This is a genomic window from Allobosea sp. LjRoot237, assembly GCF_964253285.1.
Taxonomy (GTDB): domain Bacteria; phylum Pseudomonadota; class Alphaproteobacteria; order Rhizobiales; family Beijerinckiaceae; genus Allobosea.
In genome coordinates, this window is the sequence record NZ_CAXUQP020000001.1 from 529,670 (window position 1) to 545,063 (window position 15,394).

Consider the following 15,394-nt stretch of genomic DNA (forward strand, 5'->3'; position numbering starts at 1 on the left):
GTTCGATATCGTGCCACGCGAGGCCGCCGACAGAGAGGTGAGACGATGACGGCGACCGAGATAGGCCAGGAGGTCGCGCAGCTCCTGTTCAGGGCCGGCGCGATCCATGTCAGCCGCCAGCAGCCCTTCATTCTGGCCGCCGGCTGGGCGAGCCCTGTCTATGTCGATGTCCGCCTGCTGCTCGGCGATCCGCAACTGCGCCAGGCGGTGACCGACCTCGCCGCCCGCTATGCCGGCGCGGCCTTTCCGGCTGATAGCTTTGACGCGATCGCCGGTGCCGAGACGGCCGGCATCCCCTTTGCCGCCTGGCTCGCCGACCGGCTGGCCCTGAAGCTGCGCTATGTCCGCAAGCGCCCGCTCGGCATCGGGCGCAATGCCCAGGTCGAGGGCGGGCCGGTCGAGGGCCTGCGCGTGTTGCTGATGGACGACCTGACCACCGACGGCGGCAGCAAGCTCAATTTCGCCCGTGGCCTGCGGGCGGCGGGTGCCGATGTCCAGCATGTCGTGACGATCTTCTATCATGATGTCTTCCCCGGCGCCGGCGCCCGGCTGCAGGAGGCCGGTCTGACGCTCCACGCCCTGGCGACATGGGGCGACGTGCTGCGCGCCGAGGCCAGCCAGCGCCTCGCGCCGGAGGATCGTGCCGAGATCGAGCGCTTCCTGGCTGATCCCGTCGCCTGGTCGACCCGTCATGGCGGCCGCGCTAGCCTCGTCGTCCGGACCTGAAGCAGGAAATGACTTGTGATGGCTGGACGGCGAAAGGGATCCGACATGGCCGACGATGCTGCGACTGCTCCGCCGCCCGATGCGTCGCGCCCGGATACAGTGCAAGTCGCCAAGACGCAGACCATTGCGCTGGCTGAGGTTTCGATCCGCCGCGAGCATGACCTGCTCGGCGAGGCCGATGTACCCGCGGACGCCTATTGGGGCATCCATACCTTGCGCGCGGTCGAGAATTTTCCGATCACCGGCGTGCCGATCGGCCATTTTCCCGAACTGGTGCGTTCGCTCGTGCTGGTCAAGCAGGCCGCGGCCCGCGCCAACCGGCGCCTCGGCAATCTGCCGGCGGAGAAAGCTGACGCGATCGAACGCGCCTGCGATCTGATCGCCGGAGAGAACCGCTTCCATGACCAGTTCGTCGTCGACGCCGTCCAGGGCGGCGCCGGCACGTCGACCAACATGAACGCCAACGAGGTCGTGGCCAATGTCGCGCTGGAGCTGATGGGGCGGCCGAAGGGCGACTATGCCGCGCTCCATCCCAATGACGACGTCAACATGGCGCAATCGACCAACGACGCCTATCCGACGGCATTGCGCCTCGCGGTGATCTTCGCGACCGAACCCCTGATCGCGGCGCTCGACGAACTCGCCTTCGCCTTCAAGGCGAAGGCGGTCGAATTCGCCGACGTGCTCAAGATCGGCCGCACCCAGCTTCAGGATGCCGTGCCGATGACGCTCGGCCAGGAATTCGACGCCTATTTCACGACGATCAAGGAGGATGTCTCGCGCCTGCGCGAGGCTGCCGCGCTGTTCCGCGAGGTCAATCTCGGCGCGACCGCAATCGGCACTGGCATCACCGCCGATGCGCGCTATGCGGCGCTCGCCATCGAAGAGCTCGCGCGCTCGGCGCGCCTGCCGCTCGTGCCGGCCACCAACCTGATCGAGGCGACCTCGGATATGGGCGCCTTCGTGCTGTTCTCCGGCGTGCTCAAGCGCGTCGCCGTCAAGCTCTCGAAGATCTGCAACGACCTGCGGCTGCTGTCGAGCGGGCCGCGCGCCGGCTTCAGCGAGATCCGCCTCCCGGCAGTCCAGGCGGGGTCCTCGATCATGCCGGGCAAGGTCAATCCGGTCATCCCCGAGGTGGTCAACCAGGTCGCGTTCATGGTCATCGGTCACGACCTCACGGTGACGCTCTGCGCCGAGGGCGGCCAGCTCCAGCTCAACGCCTTCGAACCGACCATCGGCTATTGCCTGCTCTCGTCGCTGCGCCACCTCACCGCGGCGGTGACGACGTTGGCGACGCGCTGTGTCGTCGGCATCGAGGCCGATCGCGAACGCTGTCTGGCCCTGGTCGAGGATTCGATCGGGCTGGTCACAGCCTTGGTCCCCGCGCTCGGCTACGAAGCGTCCTCGCGCGTCGCCAAGCGTGCGCTCGCCGAAAAGCGCAAGGTTGCCGAGATCGTGCTCGAGGAGGGGTTGCTGACGCGCGCCGAGCTCGACGAATTGCTGCGCATCGACGCCATGACGGCACCCGCGCGCGCCAGGCCGCCAACCCCCTCGCGCGCGTGATTTCGGGCCGTATCGCCGGCCCGCGCAGGACGCGATCGACACCCCGCAGAGAGGAACGATGAAAGAGCTTTTGAACTGGCTGCTGCAGCAGAAGGGCAGCCTTCGCACCTATGTCGAATTTCAGGATCGAGCCCTGGCCCTGCGCGCTGTCGAGCCGGAGCACGCTGCACTCCTGCGTCTGCTCGCCGATCTGGCCGGCCGCTTCGCCGATGCTTACGACGGTCAACCATTGTCCGCCGAGGTGGCCGCACGAGCGCTCGACCAGCTGATCGAGCTCCTCGAAAAGGCCGTCGGCCAAGGGGCTGCTGGCCCGTCCGACCACCTTGCATTGCTCAACCAGATCGGAACCAGCGAGCTCGCCTGGTCGCAGGAACGGTGAGGCTCCGATGCACTCCAGTTCGGGGTGTAACATCACTGTCTGCGAATGGCGGGGATCCATACGGTTCTCCCCGAGGTGCTATTATCAAGGCGCTAAACTCTGGCGAGTCGGCCCTAAAGCCAGCAACGGCCAAACAGAAAACTCCTGTACGGTATCGGTGCGGATCCCGCTCGAATACATCGTCAAACCACTCAGGGATCAGATCGCAAAGGCGTTCCGGGAGCGGTGAGAGTGCGCGTTCAGATCGATACGGCAGTTATCCTCGCGCAATGCGAGTGAGTTGCCTGGATTTGAAGCTGTATAAATGGTGATCGCCGTTGCTTCGGGTGGCAACGCGCACTTAGAAAAGACGGTGTCTGTTCTAGGGGCGGAAGCATAATGTCCAAATACTCAACGGAATTGCTCGAATTGTCTGCGATGGTCGTCGCGGCCTTCGTTCGCCATAACCGGCTTCCCCAGGCCGATCTTGCCGGTCTCATCGAACAGACCCACGCGGCGCTGGGCCGCCTCGGTCAGGAGCCGGCAGCTCCGCCGGCCGAAAAGCCCGTACCGGCGGTCCCGATCAGAAAATCCGTGACGCCCGACGCCATCTACAGCCTGGAGGACGGCAAGCCGTTCAAGTCGCTGAAACGGCACCTGCGCTCGGCCTACGACATGTCGCCCGACGAATACCGCGCCAAATGGGACCTGCCCGCCGACTACCCGATGGTCGCCCCGAACTACGCCGAAGCGCGCTCGCGAATGGCCAAGAGCCTGGGCCTTGGTCGCAAGAAGGGCCAGAGCGCCCCGAAGAGGCGAAACCAGCGGAAATGATCGCAACTCAAGCCCGCGTCCCGAGCCACCTTAGCTGACATCCCGGCAGATTACGCGGATCTTCCGCTTTGCCTGCTCGATGTCGTGGCAACGGCCGAACTCGGCTACCGACCGGCGTTTGCCCTTTGACATCGCCCAGTGCCATCGCGGCGAGCCGTCGGGAGCATACTTGTCGTGTGTGATGACGGCGATTTTTTCACCCGCTTCGTCTTCGACATGGAAGAGGTGATCGATGTCCGGCCACGTCCGCAGAACCCGAATTCGCGCTGTCATTGCTTGCATCCCGCCAATTCGAAGTTCTTAGTTTGTTCTTGTGGGCGAGATCAAGAGCATATCTACGCACGAGCCAGCGCAGGTGCGGGCAGACGAAATGGACCGGGAAATGACCGCACTCGGGGAGCGCGGCAGTAAGCGAGCGGTACTGGGCGCGCTGCGCAACTTTCGCATGCGATGGTGGATGGAGCAGGTATTCTTGGACGATCAGTTAGGGGTTTCGGGCTCGTCGAGCATTTCGTGTATCAGCTCGGCCGCCTTTTCCGTCGAGATCGTCATGACGCCCGAACTCGCAAGCCGATCGAACATTTTTGCGACCGCTGCGATAGCGTCGTGCTCGGCAGCCGAGATGACCAAGGTGGCCTGAGCCAGGGCCTTGTCTCGATTGGCAAGAACAATCGGAATCGACGACGAATGCAGCGTCGTCGTAAACCCGTCGATGAGCTCCCTGGCTCGTTCTTCGGGCGTGTATCCCGATGGGGAACTGATTTGTGTCACTCTGATGCAACTCAATGACGAGACTAAGCGACCGTTCAATGTCCGTGCCATTGTACGCGCCGCTGCCCGACGCCCCTGATAAGGCGGCGAGCTGAGTTCCGCAGGCCTTCGCGGCGCTGCTGCCATGCCGCTACGCTGCGCCCCATTCCTGGCATGCTGTGAATTCGGAAGCGGCGACGATTACACTTGTGCGACCATCAATGGGAGTTCCGGGTGTGTCTCGTGAAGCCGGCCGATATCCCCGAAACGGCGCGTTCGCCGGGGCAGCTCTCTCCTGTCGCGGCCATCATGTCGCGTTCAGGCAGAAGCTCCACTTATCCGACCGGTTCAATTTTCCCGAGCTGGCTCTCAACAGACTAGCGAATACCTACGCTTGCAGCACCGCTAGCTCGCCGCATAGCATCAACCCTCGGACAGGCCGATGTTCCGCTGATCCACGCTACGACCTGCGCCAATTGTTCTGACGACGGATAGGGGCAGATCAACAATGTAAGCGTGACAGCGTCTGTTACCGCAGTGATCGCGAAACCCGAGACCTATTCTATGTCCCTTCGTCTTGCCATTGGCGGTTTTCAGCATGAAACCCATTCCTTCGCCCCTAAGGCGACGGTCTTTTCGGATTTCCTGCATCCCGCGGGCTTTCCCCCGCTGACGCGGGGAGCGGCGTTAATGGCGGAGATCGCCGGTACGGCGACAGCGCTTGCCGGCGCGATTCCCGTCTTCGAGGCGGACGGCGCCACGCTCGTGCCGCTGCTCTGGTGTCTCGGCATGCCGGCGGGGCCGATCGAGGATGGAGCCTTCGAGCGGATTGCGGCGATGCTCTGCGCCGATGTCTCCGACGCGCTGCTGGCGGGCCCGCTCGACGGTGTGTATCTCGACTTGCATGGCGCAGCTCTGACCGACAGCATCCCTGACGCGGAGGGTGAGTTGCTGTTGCGGTTGCGGCGCATCCTCGGCCCCGATGTGCCGGTGGTGATCAGCCTCGATCCGCATGCCAACCTGACGGCGGAAATGGTCGCCTGCAGCGACGGTATCGCGCCCTATTTAACCTACCCACATGTCGACAAGCGCGAGACCGGCGCCCGTGCTGCGAAGCTGCTGCTGGCGCGGGTCGCGCGCGGCGTACCTTTCGCCAAGGCGTTCCGGCAGCTCGATTACTGGTTCACGCTGAGCGGCCAATGCACGATGACCGAACCGATGCGCAGCGTGATGGCGGAATGCGCGGCGATCAGCGCGCAGTTCGAGGTCGCCGAACTTGGCTTCTGCTTTGGCTTCCCCTACGCCGATTTTGCCGATTGCGGCGCCGCGGTCTCCTGCCACGCCGACACCCAGGGGCAGGCCGACGCGGCGGCGGATGCCTTTCTGGCCTATCTGAACGCGCGAGAGAACGATTTCCGCCCTGACGCCATACCCGGCGCCGCGGCGGTGGCCGAGGCCTTGAAGACTGCCAAGGGCGCACATCGCCCGGTGATCCTGGCCGATACGCAGGACAATCCCGGTGGTGGCGGCCATTGCGACACGACCGGCCTCCTGGCTGAACTGGTCGGACAGGGCGCCCAAGGAGCGGTGATCTGCCTGATCAACGACGCGGACTCCGCCCGCGCCTGTCACGCTGCCGGAGAGGGCGCGACCTTGCAGCTCGATCTCGGCGGCAAGTCCGATGGCGTGCCGTTTTCAGGCCTCGCCCGAGTGCTCAAGCTCGGCGATGGCAATTTCACGCTGACCGGCCCGATGGGCCACGGCAATCGCGCGAAGCTGGGAGCGACGGCGCTGGTCGCGTTTGAGCCGGGCATCAAGGTGATGATTGCGAGCCGCAAGACGCAGGCCTACGATCAGGCGATCCTGCGCCATCTTGGTGTCGAGCCCACCGAGTGCCCGATCATCGTGCTGAAGTCATCGGTGCATTTCCGGGCAGATTACGAGCCGATCGCCGAGCGCATCATCGTCGCCGCGTCGCCGGGACCGGTGATCGTCGATCCATCTACGTTGCCCTTCCGCCATGTCCGGCCTGGCATTCGCAAGTGCGCCGGCCGGCCGGTTCAATGAGCATCACCGGAGATCGTCCTTCCATGCCTCGTCGTCCATTGCATCGTCGCACCTTTCTGAAGGGCGTCGCTGCGACCGCCGCGCTGCCGGCGCTGGCACGCCCGGCGCTTGCCCAACCCGTCAGCACATTGCGCTATGTCCCACAATCCAATCTGGTCTCGCTGGATCCGGTTTGGACGGGCGCGACGGTAACGACCAACCATGCCTACTACGTCTATGACACACTGTTTGCCTTCGATCGCAACTTCCAGATCAAGCCGCAGATGGCGGAAGGCTACGAGGTCACGGCTGATGGTCTCGCCTGGCGCATCCGGCTGCGCGAAGGGCTGAAGTTCCACGACAACACGCCGGTCCGCAGCATCGATTGCGCTGCTAGCATAGAGCGCTGGGCAAAGCGCGATCCCTTCGGCCAATTAATGGCCAAGGTGGTCGAGAAATACGAGACACCCGACGACCGCACGTTGGTCATTCGGCTGACGCGGCCATTCCCGTTGGTGCTGAACGCGCTCGCCAAGCCCGATACCTCGGGGCTGTTCATCATGCCCGAGCGGGTCGCACGGACGGATGCCTTCAAGGCGATCACGGACACCACGGGTTCAGGCCCCTATCGCTTCCTGAAGGAGGATTGGGTCGAGGGCAGCAGGCTGGCCTATGCCAAGTTCGACAACTATGTGCCGCGCCCGGAGGCGCCGGAATGGGGCAGCGGTGGCAAGGTCGCACACTTCCAGCGCATCGAATGGCATATCATTGGCGACGCCTCCACTGTTGCCGCCGCAATGAAGAGAAATGAGATCGACTGGTGGGCGCAGCCCCTCCCGGATCTTTATGCCAGTCTCGCGCAGGACGGCATGCAGTTGCAAATCGACCAGCCGGCAGGCCGGCTCGCCATGCTGCGCATGAACACCCTGCAGGCACCATTCGACAATCCCGCCGTACGGCGTGCGGTCCTGATGGCGATCAAGCAGGAGGATTTTCTGCGCGGCTATGTTGGCGACGACAACAGCATGCTCAAGGAATGTCTCAGTCTGTTTCCGTGCGGCACCCCCCTCGCCGACGAGGCCGCCGGCAAGACGCTGATGCGTGGCGACATGGCGGAGGCTAAGCGCCTCCTGGCTGCCTCCGGTTACAAGGGCGAGAAGGCGGTGGTGTTGACCGCGAGCGACCTGCCAGTCGTCAATGCCTTCGCTCAGGTTGCCTTCGCCGTCCTCAAGCAACTCGGTATGAATGTCGACCTCGTTGCCAGCGATTGGGGCACGCTCGTGCAGCGCCGTGCCTCGCGCGAAACGGTCGAGAAGGGCGGCTGGAGCATCTTTACAACAGCAGGCCCGGCAGTCAGCTATGCCGATCCGGCGATCTCGCCATTGGTGCGCGGACAGGGCGACGCCGGCTGGTTTGGCTGGTGGAAGAACGCAGCGGTCGAAGAGAAGGTCCAGGCCTATCTCTACGCCCCGACCGAAGCCGAGCAGAAGCGCCTGGCCGTCGAGATCAACGCGATCGCGCTACAGGAGGTGGCGACCGTCCCGCTCGGCCAGTATTTCGTCAAAACTGCCTTCACCAAGCGGATCACCGGAGTTCTCGAAGGCATCTCGCCCTATCCTTGGAACGTGCGAGCGGCCTGATACGCAGCTTCATCGGCAAGACAGGTCGAGCACTACCGCCATTGCGAGCCCGCGACCGCCTGCATCCGCATTTCCTGCAGTGGCATCGGGAAAATTGCTTCAAATGGCGAGGATTAGCTGGAGCACGATAGCGCGGCCCCTACGGCACCGAGGCGTGCTTGTAACCGCAGACAGGCTTTCGGAGCCGTCCAGAATTCACCCCGAACCGCCCAGGCCAGAAAAGCAAAAAGCGCCGGGAAACCCGACGCTTGCATGCTTCTCAAGCCTTGAGATTGTCTGGAGCGGGCGAAGGGATTCGAACCCTCGACCCCAACCTTGGCAAGGTTGTGCTCTACCCCTGAGCTACACCCGCATCCGAGACAGTCGCGCCGGTGGCGCGGCCGGGTTATTGCCCCAAAGCGGCGGGAAGCGCAAGCGCCTTGTTGCAGGAATTTCACACAGACCTGCCGGGCGGCCATTTCCCCCATTGGAATCTGGACTTCCCAGCCCCTCTTTCCGATCTTCTGGTTCGAGCGAGGAAGCGGGATCGGCATGGCGAAGGCAGCAGCGGGAGGCAGGATCGAGCGATTCGGGTGCGGCTTGCGCCATGTCGCATTGGGCCTGGCGGCACTCGCGCTTGTCTGCGCGCTGGCGGTCGCCGCCGGCGCCCTGCCATTTGGTTTCGGGCCGGCGCAGCCCGGCGAGCGAAACGTCACGATCTATGTCGCGAGCAACGGCTTCCACAGCGACATCGTGCTGCCGACGGTGAGCGCGGGCCGGGATTGGCGGCCGCTGCTGGCGGCTTCGCCTTTGACCGAGCCCTATCGCGACGCGCCCTGGATCGCCTTCGGCTGGGGCGCCGAGACGGCCTATACCGAGCTCGGCACCCTGGCCGATCTGTCATTGGGCCTGATCCTGAAGGCCACCGCCTTCGATCGCTCGGTCGTGCATGTCCAGCCGGTCGCGGCGGTCCGGACAGGGACGGACCTGCGCAGCTTCACGATCAGCGAGGCGGGATATCGCGCGCTCGTCGGCCATGTCGAGGCCAGCCTCCAGCTGGACGAGACGGATGGACCCGTGATCCTGTCTGGGGTCAGCCATGGAAACGGCGATGCCTTCCTGCGCGGGTGCGATCGCTTCTGGCTGTTGCGCAGCTGCAATGTCTGGACCGGGGAGGGCTTACGCAAGGCCGGCCTGCCGATCGGGCTCTGGACGCCGCTGGCGCAATCGCTCATGTGGTCGCTCGGCCCCGGCGATGCTGGGGAGCGCTGACCAGAAAGCCCGAGCTGCCCGGATGAATTTCGCCCTGCCGATCGATGTACCAAAGCCGGCGACGCCCGCCGATCTGATCGCCACGCTCGATGCGCTCGGCATCGCGACCACGCGCATCGACCATGTCGCGGTCTTCACCGTCGCCGAATCGAAGGAATTGCGCGGCAAGGTTCCCGGCCACCACACCAAGAACCTGTTCCTCAAGGACAAGAAGGGGAAGCTCTTCCTGGTCTCGGCGCTGGAAAGCACACGGATCGATCTGAAGCGGCTGCACGAGACGCTGGGCGCCAGCGGGCGGCTCTCCTTCGGCTCGGCTGAGTTGCTGATGGAAACGCTCGGGGTGACGCCGGGCTCGGTCACCGCCTTTGCCGTGATCAACGATCGCGGCGGGCGCGTCACCATGGTGCTCGACGCCGCCCTGATGAGCGGCGAGCGCATGAATTTCCATCCGCTGGTCAACACGGCGACGCTCGGCATCGCACGCGACGACATGCTCGCCTTCCTGCGCGCGACCGGGCACGAGCCACGCATCATTGAACTTCCGGTGCCGCCGGACGATGGACAGAACGGCTGAAGCCACCCATCTATGGGGCGGCCCGCTACGGTGGGCATCCGGATTTCAAGTCGACAGATTGCTAAGCGAAGGACGAGCCATGCTGGTCAATGGCGATGCGGCCCCGGCCAAGGGGATGATCAAGGACACGACGACGCAAGGCTTCCGCCAGGATGTCATCGCCGAATCGATGAACCAGCCGGTGCTGGTCGATTTCTGGGCGCCGTGGTGCGGGCCCTGCAAGCAATTGACCCCGGTGATCGAGAAGGTGGTGGGCGAGGCCGGCGGCAAGGTCAAGCTGGTCAAGCTGAACATCGACGAGCATCCGACGATCCCCGGCCAGCTCGGCATCCAGTCGATTCCGGCGGTGATCGCCTTCCAGCGCGGCCAGCCGGTCGACGGGTTCATGGGCGCGCAGCCTGAGAGCCAGGTGAAGGCGTTCATCGAAAAGCTGGTGGGGCCGATGGGCCCGGGGCCGATCGAGGAGGTGCTGGCGGCAGCGGCGGAAGCTTTGGAGGCGGGCGATGCAGCCGGTGCGAGCGAGCTCTATGCCGAGGTCCTGGCGGCCGAACCGGAGAACGTCGCGGCGATCGCCGGCCTGGCGCGCCTCCATCTCGACGCCGGCGACATCGAGGGCGCCAAGGGTTTCCTCGCCATGGTGCCGGAAGCGAAGGCGCAGGATCCAGCCGTCGCGGCGGTGAGGGCCGCGGTCGAGCTTGCCGAGCAGGCCGCCTCGCTCGGCGACACAGCCGAGCTCGAGGCCAGGCTCGCGGCGAACCCGAAGGATCATCAGGCGCGTTTCGACCTGGCGCTGGCGCTGAACGCCCGCGACAAGCGCGAGGAGGCGGTCGATCATCTGATCGCGATCATCAAGGCCGACCGCAAATGGAACGATGACGGCGCCCGCAAGCAGCTGCTGCAGTTGTTCGAAGCCTGGGGGCCGATGGACGAGCACAGCGTCGCCGGTCGTCGCAAGCTGTCGGTCCTGCTGTTTTCGTGAGGCGGAAGAGGAGCGCGAGCCGATGGGCATGAACGCGGTCTATTCCGGGCCTGAGGACTGCCCGGCGGTGATCCCGCTGTTTCCGCTTGCGGGTGCGCTGCTGCTGCCGCGCGGCCAGATGCCGCTCAACATCTTCGAGCCGCGCTATCTTACCATGATCGACGACGCGCTGCGCACGCACCGCGTCATCGGGATGATCCAGCCCGAACCGGAGAACGGGCGCCAGTCGCAGGTGCCGGCGCTGCTCCAGGTCGGCTGCCTCGGGCGCATCACCCAGTTCGCCGAGACCGGGGACGACCGCTACGTCATCACGCTCACCGGCGTCGCGCGCTTCCGGCTGGAGGAAGAGCTTTCCGTCACCACGCCCTATCGCCAGGCCCGCATCGCCTATGATGGCTTTACGGTCGATTTCCAGGCGCGCGCCGGCGAGGATGAGGTCGACCGTGCCGCTCTACTCAAGGCGCTGCGCCGCTTCGCCAAGGCGAACGAGCTGAAGATCGACTGGAAGGGCGTCAACGAGGCGCCGAACGAGGCGCTGGTCAATGCGCTTTCGATGATGTGCCCGTTCGGCCCGCCCGAGAAGCAGGCGCTGCTGGAGGCGCCGAGCCTGAAGAGCCGGGCCGAGGTGCTGGTCGCGATCACCGAGATCGAATTGGCGCGGGGCGGTTCCGACCCGGAAACGACACTGCAGTGAGCGTCGTTTCCCTGCCTGTCTCCGGCGAAGCGCCGGCAGTCTATCCGCCACGGCGCTCGGTCGTCGCCTGGATCTTCTTCGACTGGTCGGCGCAGCCCTTCTTCACCTTGGTCACCACCTTCGTCTTCGCGCCCTTCTTTGCATCGGCGCTGGCAAGCGATCCGGCTGAGGGCCAGGCGCTCTGGGGCTATGCGACGGGTCTCGCCGGGCTCGCCATCGCGCTGCTCTCGCCCCTGCTTGGCGGCATTGCCGACAGGACCGGGCCGCGCAAGCCCTGGATCGCGGTGTTCGGCGCCATGCTCGTCATCGGTTCGGGGATGCTCTGGTTCGCCAGGCCCGGTTCGCCCTGGGCGGTGCCGATCGCACTCACCGGTTTTGTCATCGGTACGATCGGTGCCGAGTTCGCGACGACCTTCAACAATGCGATGATGACGCGGCTGGTGCCGCCGGAGAAGCTCGGGCGGCTCTCGGGCACCGGCTGGGCGGTCGGCTATCTCGGCGGGCTGATCTCGCTGGCGCTGACGCTCGGGCTTCTCGCCGCCGATCCGCAAACCGGCAAGACCCTGGCGGGCCTGTCGCCCTTGTTCGGGCTCGACGCCGCCGCCCGCGAAGGCGATCGCTTCTCGGGGCCGCTCACCGCGCTCTGGTTCGTGATCTTCGTTGCGCCAATGTTCCTGCTGACGCCGGATACGCCGCGCAGCGGCATCCCGCTGAAGGAAGCCGCCGCCGGCGGCTTGGCGCGACTCAAGGCGACGGTCGCGGAACTGCCGTCTCTGCCCGGGCTCGGCCGCTTCCTGCTGGCCAACATGATCTATCAGGACGGGCTGGTCGCGCTCTTCGCCTTCGGCGGTATATACGGCGCCGGCGTGTTCGGCTGGCAGACCATCGAGCTCGGCGTGTTCGGTATCCTGCTCACCGTCACCGGCACCTTCGGCGCCTGGCTCGGCGGCAAGCTCGACGATGCTATCGGCGGCAAGTGCGTGATCCTCGGCGCCATCGCCTGCCTGCTCTTCGCCTGCCTCGGCATTCTCTCGCTCGGGCCGGGACAGGTCGCCTTCGTGATCGAGGCGGCTCCGGCGACGCCCGGCGACGGGCTCTTCGCCTCGCTGCCGGAGAAGGTCTATCTCGGCTTAGGCTTGTTGCTCGGTCTCGTTGCCGGGCCCTTGCAGGCCTCCTCGCGCAGCCTGCTCGCCCGCATCGCGCCGCCGGCCCGGATCGGTGAGTTCTTCGGCCTGTTCGCGCTGGCGGGGAAAGTGACCTCGTTCCTCGGGCCGACGCTGGTCGCGCTGGCGACGACGATCTTCGCGAGCCAGCGCGCGGGCCTGGCGGTGCTGATCGGGTTTTTCCTGCTGGGCGGCTGGCTGCTCGCAGGGGTGAAGGTGAAGCGAGCTTGACCGTCATTCTCGGGCGGAGCGAAGCGTAGACCCGAGAATCTCATGACGAGAAGGCACTGGCTGAAACCTCATCCGGCCTGAGATGCTCGGGTCAAGCCCGAGCATGACGACCTGTATCAAGGCAGCGCCTTCAGATACCTGACCGGCCGGCCCGGGGCGGCGGCGTTTGCCGCGTGCACGATCGCGTTCGCGTCGATGCCGAAATGGCGGTAGAGGTCGGCCACCGTGCCGGTCTGGCCGAAATGCTCGACGCCGAGCGCTTTTTGCCTGTGGCCGTGGACGCTGCCGAGCCAGGCAAGCGTCGCCGGATGGCCGTCCAGCACCGAAACGATGCCGCAATCGCGCGAGAGCTCGCCGAGCAGGCGCTCGACATGGCTGGTGGCGGTATGGTTGCCGCGCTGGCGCGCCCGTTCCGCCGCCTGCCAGCCGGCATTGAGCCGGTCGGCCGAGGTGATGGCGAGCAGGCCGACATCGCGCCGGTCCTCGGCGAGCAGGCCGACGGCCTCGATGGCTTCGGGTGCGACGGCACCGGTATAGGCAATCACGACTGAGGCGTTCGGGCCGGGCCTACGCAGCCAGTAGGCGCCATCGATGATGTCGCGCTCCAGCTCCGGCGTCATGGCGCGCTTGGGCTGCTCGACCTGGCGGGTCGAGAGCCTAAGATAGACCGAGCCGCCGGTCTCGTCGCGCAGCCAGGTGCGCTCGTCCGGATCGCCCTCGCCATCCTTCTGCAGATATTCGAACGACCAGCGCATCATCACGGCGAGCTCGTCGACGAAGGCCGGCTCGAAGGCGCAAAGCCCGTCCTGGCTCATGCCGATCAATGGTGTCGCGATCGACTGGTGCGCGCCGCCCTCGGGCGCGAGCGTGACGCCGGCGGGCGTCGCAACGACCATGAAGCGGGCGTCCTGGTAGCAGGCATAGTTCAGCGCATCGAGCCCGCGCGAGATGAAGGGATCATAGAGCGTGCCGATGGGGATCAGCCGCTCGCCGAAGATCGAATGCGACAGGCCGAGCGCCGAGAGGTTGATGAACAGGTTCATCTCGGCGATGCCGAGCTCGATATGCTGGCCCTTGGGAGAGAACTCCCATTTCTGCATCGAGGGAATGCGCTCGTCCTTGAAGGTGTCGGCCATCGAGGCCCGCGCGAACAGGCCGCGCCGATTGACCCAGGGGCCGAGATTGGTCGAGACGGTGACGTCGGGCGCCGTGGTGACGATGCGGTCGGCGAGCGGGCCGCCGAGCTTCGCCAGCTCGTCCAGGACCTTGCCGAAGCCCATCTGCGTCGACATCACCGCCTGGATGCCGGCTTCGAGCTTCGCCGGGACGGGGAGAGCCGGGGCCGAATGGCGCCGGCGGCCCTTGGCGAAGAACGGCACCTTGTCGAGGAAAGCGCGGATCTCCTTCTCCGGCAGCGTCAGGCCCTCGAACAAGTCCCATTCATGGCCGGGCCGGACCTTGTTGGCGGTCTTGAAACCCTCCATCTGCTCCTTGGTCATCAGTCCGGAATGGTTGTCCTTGTGCCCGGCCAGCGGCAGACCGAAGCCCTTGACCGTATAGGCCAGGAAACAGACCGGCCGGTCATGATCGATCGCCTCGAAGGCTTCAAGGATCGAGGGCAGGTCGTGGCCGCCGAGATTGCACATCAGCGCCGAGAGTTCGGCGTCCGAGCGCTTCTCGATCAGCTTGGTCACCGGGCCCTGATCGCCGAGATCGTCCATCAGCCGCTTGCGCCAGGCCGCGCCGCCCTGGAAGGTCAGGGCCGAGTAGAGCTGGTTCGGGCAGGAATCGATCCAGGCCTTCAGCCGCTCGCCGCCCTTCTCCTTGAAAGCGGCCTGCTGCAGCGAGCCGTATTTCAGCGTGACGACATCCCAGCCGAAATTCTTGAACATCTGCTCGAAGCGGTCGTAGAGACCCTCGCGGATGACGGCGTCGAGCGACTGGCGGTTATAGTCGATCACCCACCAGGTGTTGCGCAGGCCATGCTTCCAGCCCTCCATCAGGGCTTCGAAGATGTTGCCCTCGTCGAGCTCGGCATCGCCGATCAGCGCGACCATGCGGCCTTCCGGCGCGTCCTTGGCCCAGCCATGCGCCTTCACATAGTCCTGGACCAGCGAGGAGAAGAGCGTCTGCGCCACGCCGAGGCCGACCGAGCCGGTCGAGAAATCGACGTCGTCGATGTCCTTGGTGCGTGAGGGATAGCTCTGCGCGCCCTTGTAGCCGCGGAAATTCTCGAGCTTCTCCTGCGTCTGCAGGCCCATCAGGTAGTTGATGGCGTGGAAGACCGGCGAGGCATGCGGCTTCACCGCGACCCGATCCTGCGGCTTCAGCGCCGCCATGTAGAGCGCCGTCATGATCGTCGCCAGCGAGGCCGAGGAGGCCTGGTGACCGCCGACCTTCATGCCGTCGCCATTGTCGCGGAGATGATTGGCGTTGTGGATCGTCCACGACGCCAGCCAGAGGATCTTCTTCTCCAGCTCGGCGAGGATGGGTAGACGGGGATCGGACATGATGGCCTCCAGCGCAGGCCATCATGCATGCTTCGCGTGGTGAAGGCAGCTAAAGATCAGCTCCCACGCCACCGG

The 15,394-nt window shown here is 65.3% G+C and carries 14 protein-coding genes and 1 tRNA gene; 11 read left to right on the forward strand and 4 right to left on the reverse strand.

Annotated elements, in window-relative coordinates; all coding sequences use genetic code 11:
* Positions 1-45 precede the first annotated feature (45 nt).
* From ACSQ24_RS02465 to ACSQ24_RS02480, 4 genes are all read left to right on the forward strand, one after another.
* A complete protein-coding gene (locus ACSQ24_RS02465) occupies positions 46-726 on the forward strand; it encodes an orotate phosphoribosyltransferase (protein ID WP_436093149.1) in 681 nt (226 codons plus the stop codon).
* Between the two features lie 45 nt (positions 727-771).
* The gene (locus ACSQ24_RS02470) at positions 772-2,289 is read left to right on the forward strand and encodes an aspartate ammonia-lyase (RefSeq protein WP_436093150.1); all 1,518 of its coding nucleotides are present in this window, start codon (positions 772-774) and stop codon (positions 2,287-2,289) included.
* 58 nt (positions 2,290-2,347) lie between these two features.
* On the forward strand, positions 2,348-2,668 hold the full coding sequence (locus ACSQ24_RS02475) for a hypothetical protein (protein WP_436093151.1): 321 nt from the start codon (positions 2,348-2,350) through the stop codon (positions 2,666-2,668).
* A gap of 378 nt (positions 2,669-3,046) precedes the next feature.
* Entirely contained in the window at positions 3,047-3,481 is a 435-nt protein-coding gene (locus tag ACSQ24_RS02480; protein ID WP_436093152.1) for a MucR family transcriptional regulator, read from the forward strand.
* Between the two features lie 30 nt (positions 3,482-3,511).
* Here the strand turns inward: ACSQ24_RS02480 and ACSQ24_RS02485 are convergent, their stop codons facing one another.
* Together ACSQ24_RS02485 and ACSQ24_RS02490 are read right to left on the reverse strand one after the other, a co-directional pair.
* On the reverse strand, positions 3,512-3,754 hold the full coding sequence (locus ACSQ24_RS02485) for a hypothetical protein (RefSeq protein WP_436093153.1): 243 nt from the start codon (positions 3,752-3,754) through the stop codon (positions 3,512-3,514).
* Between the two features lie 207 nt (positions 3,755-3,961).
* Positions 3,962-4,252 (reverse strand): hypothetical protein, encoded by a 291-nt coding sequence (locus tag ACSQ24_RS02490; RefSeq protein ID WP_436093154.1) that lies wholly within the window; start codon positions 4,250-4,252, stop codon positions 3,962-3,964.
* A 543-nt stretch (positions 4,253-4,795) separates the two neighbouring features.
* Here ACSQ24_RS02490 and ACSQ24_RS02495 point away from each other — a divergent pair.
* Together ACSQ24_RS02495 and ACSQ24_RS02500 are read left to right on the forward strand one after the other, a co-directional pair.
* The gene (locus ACSQ24_RS02495) at positions 4,796-6,298 is read left to right on the forward strand and encodes a M81 family metallopeptidase (RefSeq protein ID WP_436093155.1); all 1,503 of its coding nucleotides are present in this window, start codon (positions 4,796-4,798) and stop codon (positions 6,296-6,298) included.
* Positions 6,274-7,917, forward strand: a complete 1,644-nt coding sequence (locus ACSQ24_RS02500) for an ABC transporter substrate-binding protein (RefSeq protein WP_436093156.1) — start codon at positions 6,274-6,276, stop codon at positions 7,915-7,917. The genes ACSQ24_RS02495 and ACSQ24_RS02500 overlap by 25 nt, the downstream gene beginning before the upstream one ends.
* 277 nt (positions 7,918-8,194) lie before the next feature.
* Here ACSQ24_RS02500 and ACSQ24_RS02505 read toward each other — a convergent pair.
* Positions 8,195-8,269 (reverse strand) — tRNA-Gly (locus ACSQ24_RS02505).
* A 179-nt stretch (positions 8,270-8,448) separates the two neighbouring features.
* Here ACSQ24_RS02505 and ACSQ24_RS02510 point away from each other — a divergent pair.
* The 5 genes from ACSQ24_RS02510 to ACSQ24_RS02530 all read left to right on the forward strand — a co-directional run bounded on the left by ACSQ24_RS02510 (position 8,449) and on the right by ACSQ24_RS02530 (position 12,809).
* Positions 8,449-9,168 carry a TIGR02117 family protein gene (locus ACSQ24_RS02510; protein WP_436093157.1) on the forward strand — a complete coding sequence of 240 codons (720 nt, stop codon included), beginning with the start codon at positions 8,449-8,451 and terminating at the stop codon, positions 9,166-9,168.
* Positions 9,169-9,190: 22 nt separating this feature from the next.
* The gene (locus ACSQ24_RS02515; protein ID WP_436093158.1) at positions 9,191-9,742 is read left to right on the forward strand and encodes a prolyl-tRNA synthetase associated domain-containing protein; all 552 of its coding nucleotides are present in this window, start codon (positions 9,191-9,193) and stop codon (positions 9,740-9,742) included.
* A 79-nt stretch (positions 9,743-9,821) separates the two neighbouring features.
* On the forward strand, positions 9,822-10,721 hold the full coding sequence (gene trxA / locus ACSQ24_RS02520) for a thioredoxin (RefSeq protein WP_436093159.1): 900 nt from the start codon (positions 9,822-9,824) through the stop codon (positions 10,719-10,721).
* Positions 10,722-10,743: 22 nt separating this feature from the next.
* Complete coding sequence (locus ACSQ24_RS02525) at positions 10,744-11,415, forward strand: LON peptidase substrate-binding domain-containing protein (RefSeq protein ID WP_436093160.1); 672 nt, start codon at positions 10,744-10,746, stop codon at positions 11,413-11,415.
* Positions 11,412-12,809 (forward strand): MFS transporter, encoded by a 1,398-nt coding sequence (locus ACSQ24_RS02530; protein WP_436093161.1) that lies wholly within the window; start codon positions 11,412-11,414, stop codon positions 12,807-12,809. The genes ACSQ24_RS02525 and ACSQ24_RS02530 overlap by 4 nt, the downstream gene beginning before the upstream one ends.
* A 116-nt stretch (positions 12,810-12,925) precedes the next feature.
* Here the strand turns inward: ACSQ24_RS02530 and ACSQ24_RS02535 are convergent, their stop codons facing one another.
* Positions 12,926-15,319 (reverse strand): transketolase-like TK C-terminal-containing protein, encoded by a 2,394-nt coding sequence (locus ACSQ24_RS02535; protein WP_436093162.1) that lies wholly within the window; start codon positions 15,317-15,319, stop codon positions 12,926-12,928.
* Positions 15,320-15,394 lie beyond the last annotated feature (75 nt).

Bases quoted from the DNA above. Each gene is read 5' to 3' on its own strand.
- ACSQ24_RS02480 (WP_436093152.1), top strand. From the start codon at position 3,047: ATGTCCAAATACTCAACGGAATTGCTCGAATTGTCTGCGATGGTCGTC.
- ACSQ24_RS02525 (WP_436093160.1), top strand. From the start codon at position 10,744: ATGGGCATGAACGCGGTCTATTCCGGGCCTGAGGACTGCCCGGCGGTG.
- ACSQ24_RS02515 (WP_436093158.1), top strand. From the start codon at position 9,191: ATGAATTTCGCCCTGCCGATCGATGTACCAAAGCCGGCGACGCCCGCC.
- ACSQ24_RS02470 (WP_436093150.1), top strand. From the start codon at position 772: ATGGCCGACGATGCTGCGACTGCTCCGCCGCCCGATGCGTCGCGCCCG.
- ACSQ24_RS02475 (WP_436093151.1), top strand. From the start codon at position 2,348: ATGAAAGAGCTTTTGAACTGGCTGCTGCAGCAGAAGGGCAGCCTTCGC.
- ACSQ24_RS02510 (WP_436093157.1), top strand. From the start codon at position 8,449: ATGGCGAAGGCAGCAGCGGGAGGCAGGATCGAGCGATTCGGGTGCGGC.
- ACSQ24_RS02495 (WP_436093155.1), top strand. From the start codon at position 4,796: ATGTCCCTTCGTCTTGCCATTGGCGGTTTTCAGCATGAAACCCATTCC.
- ACSQ24_RS02535 (WP_436093162.1), bottom strand. From the start codon at position 15,319: ATGTCCGATCCCCGTCTACCCATCCTCGCCGAGCTGGAGAAGAAGATC.
- ACSQ24_RS02485 (WP_436093153.1), bottom strand. From the start codon at position 3,754: ATGACAGCGCGAATTCGGGTTCTGCGGACGTGGCCGGACATCGATCAC.
- ACSQ24_RS02465 (WP_436093149.1), top strand. From the start codon at position 46: ATGACGGCGACCGAGATAGGCCAGGAGGTCGCGCAGCTCCTGTTCAGG.
- trxA (WP_436093159.1), top strand. From the start codon at position 9,822: ATGCTGGTCAATGGCGATGCGGCCCCGGCCAAGGGGATGATCAAGGAC.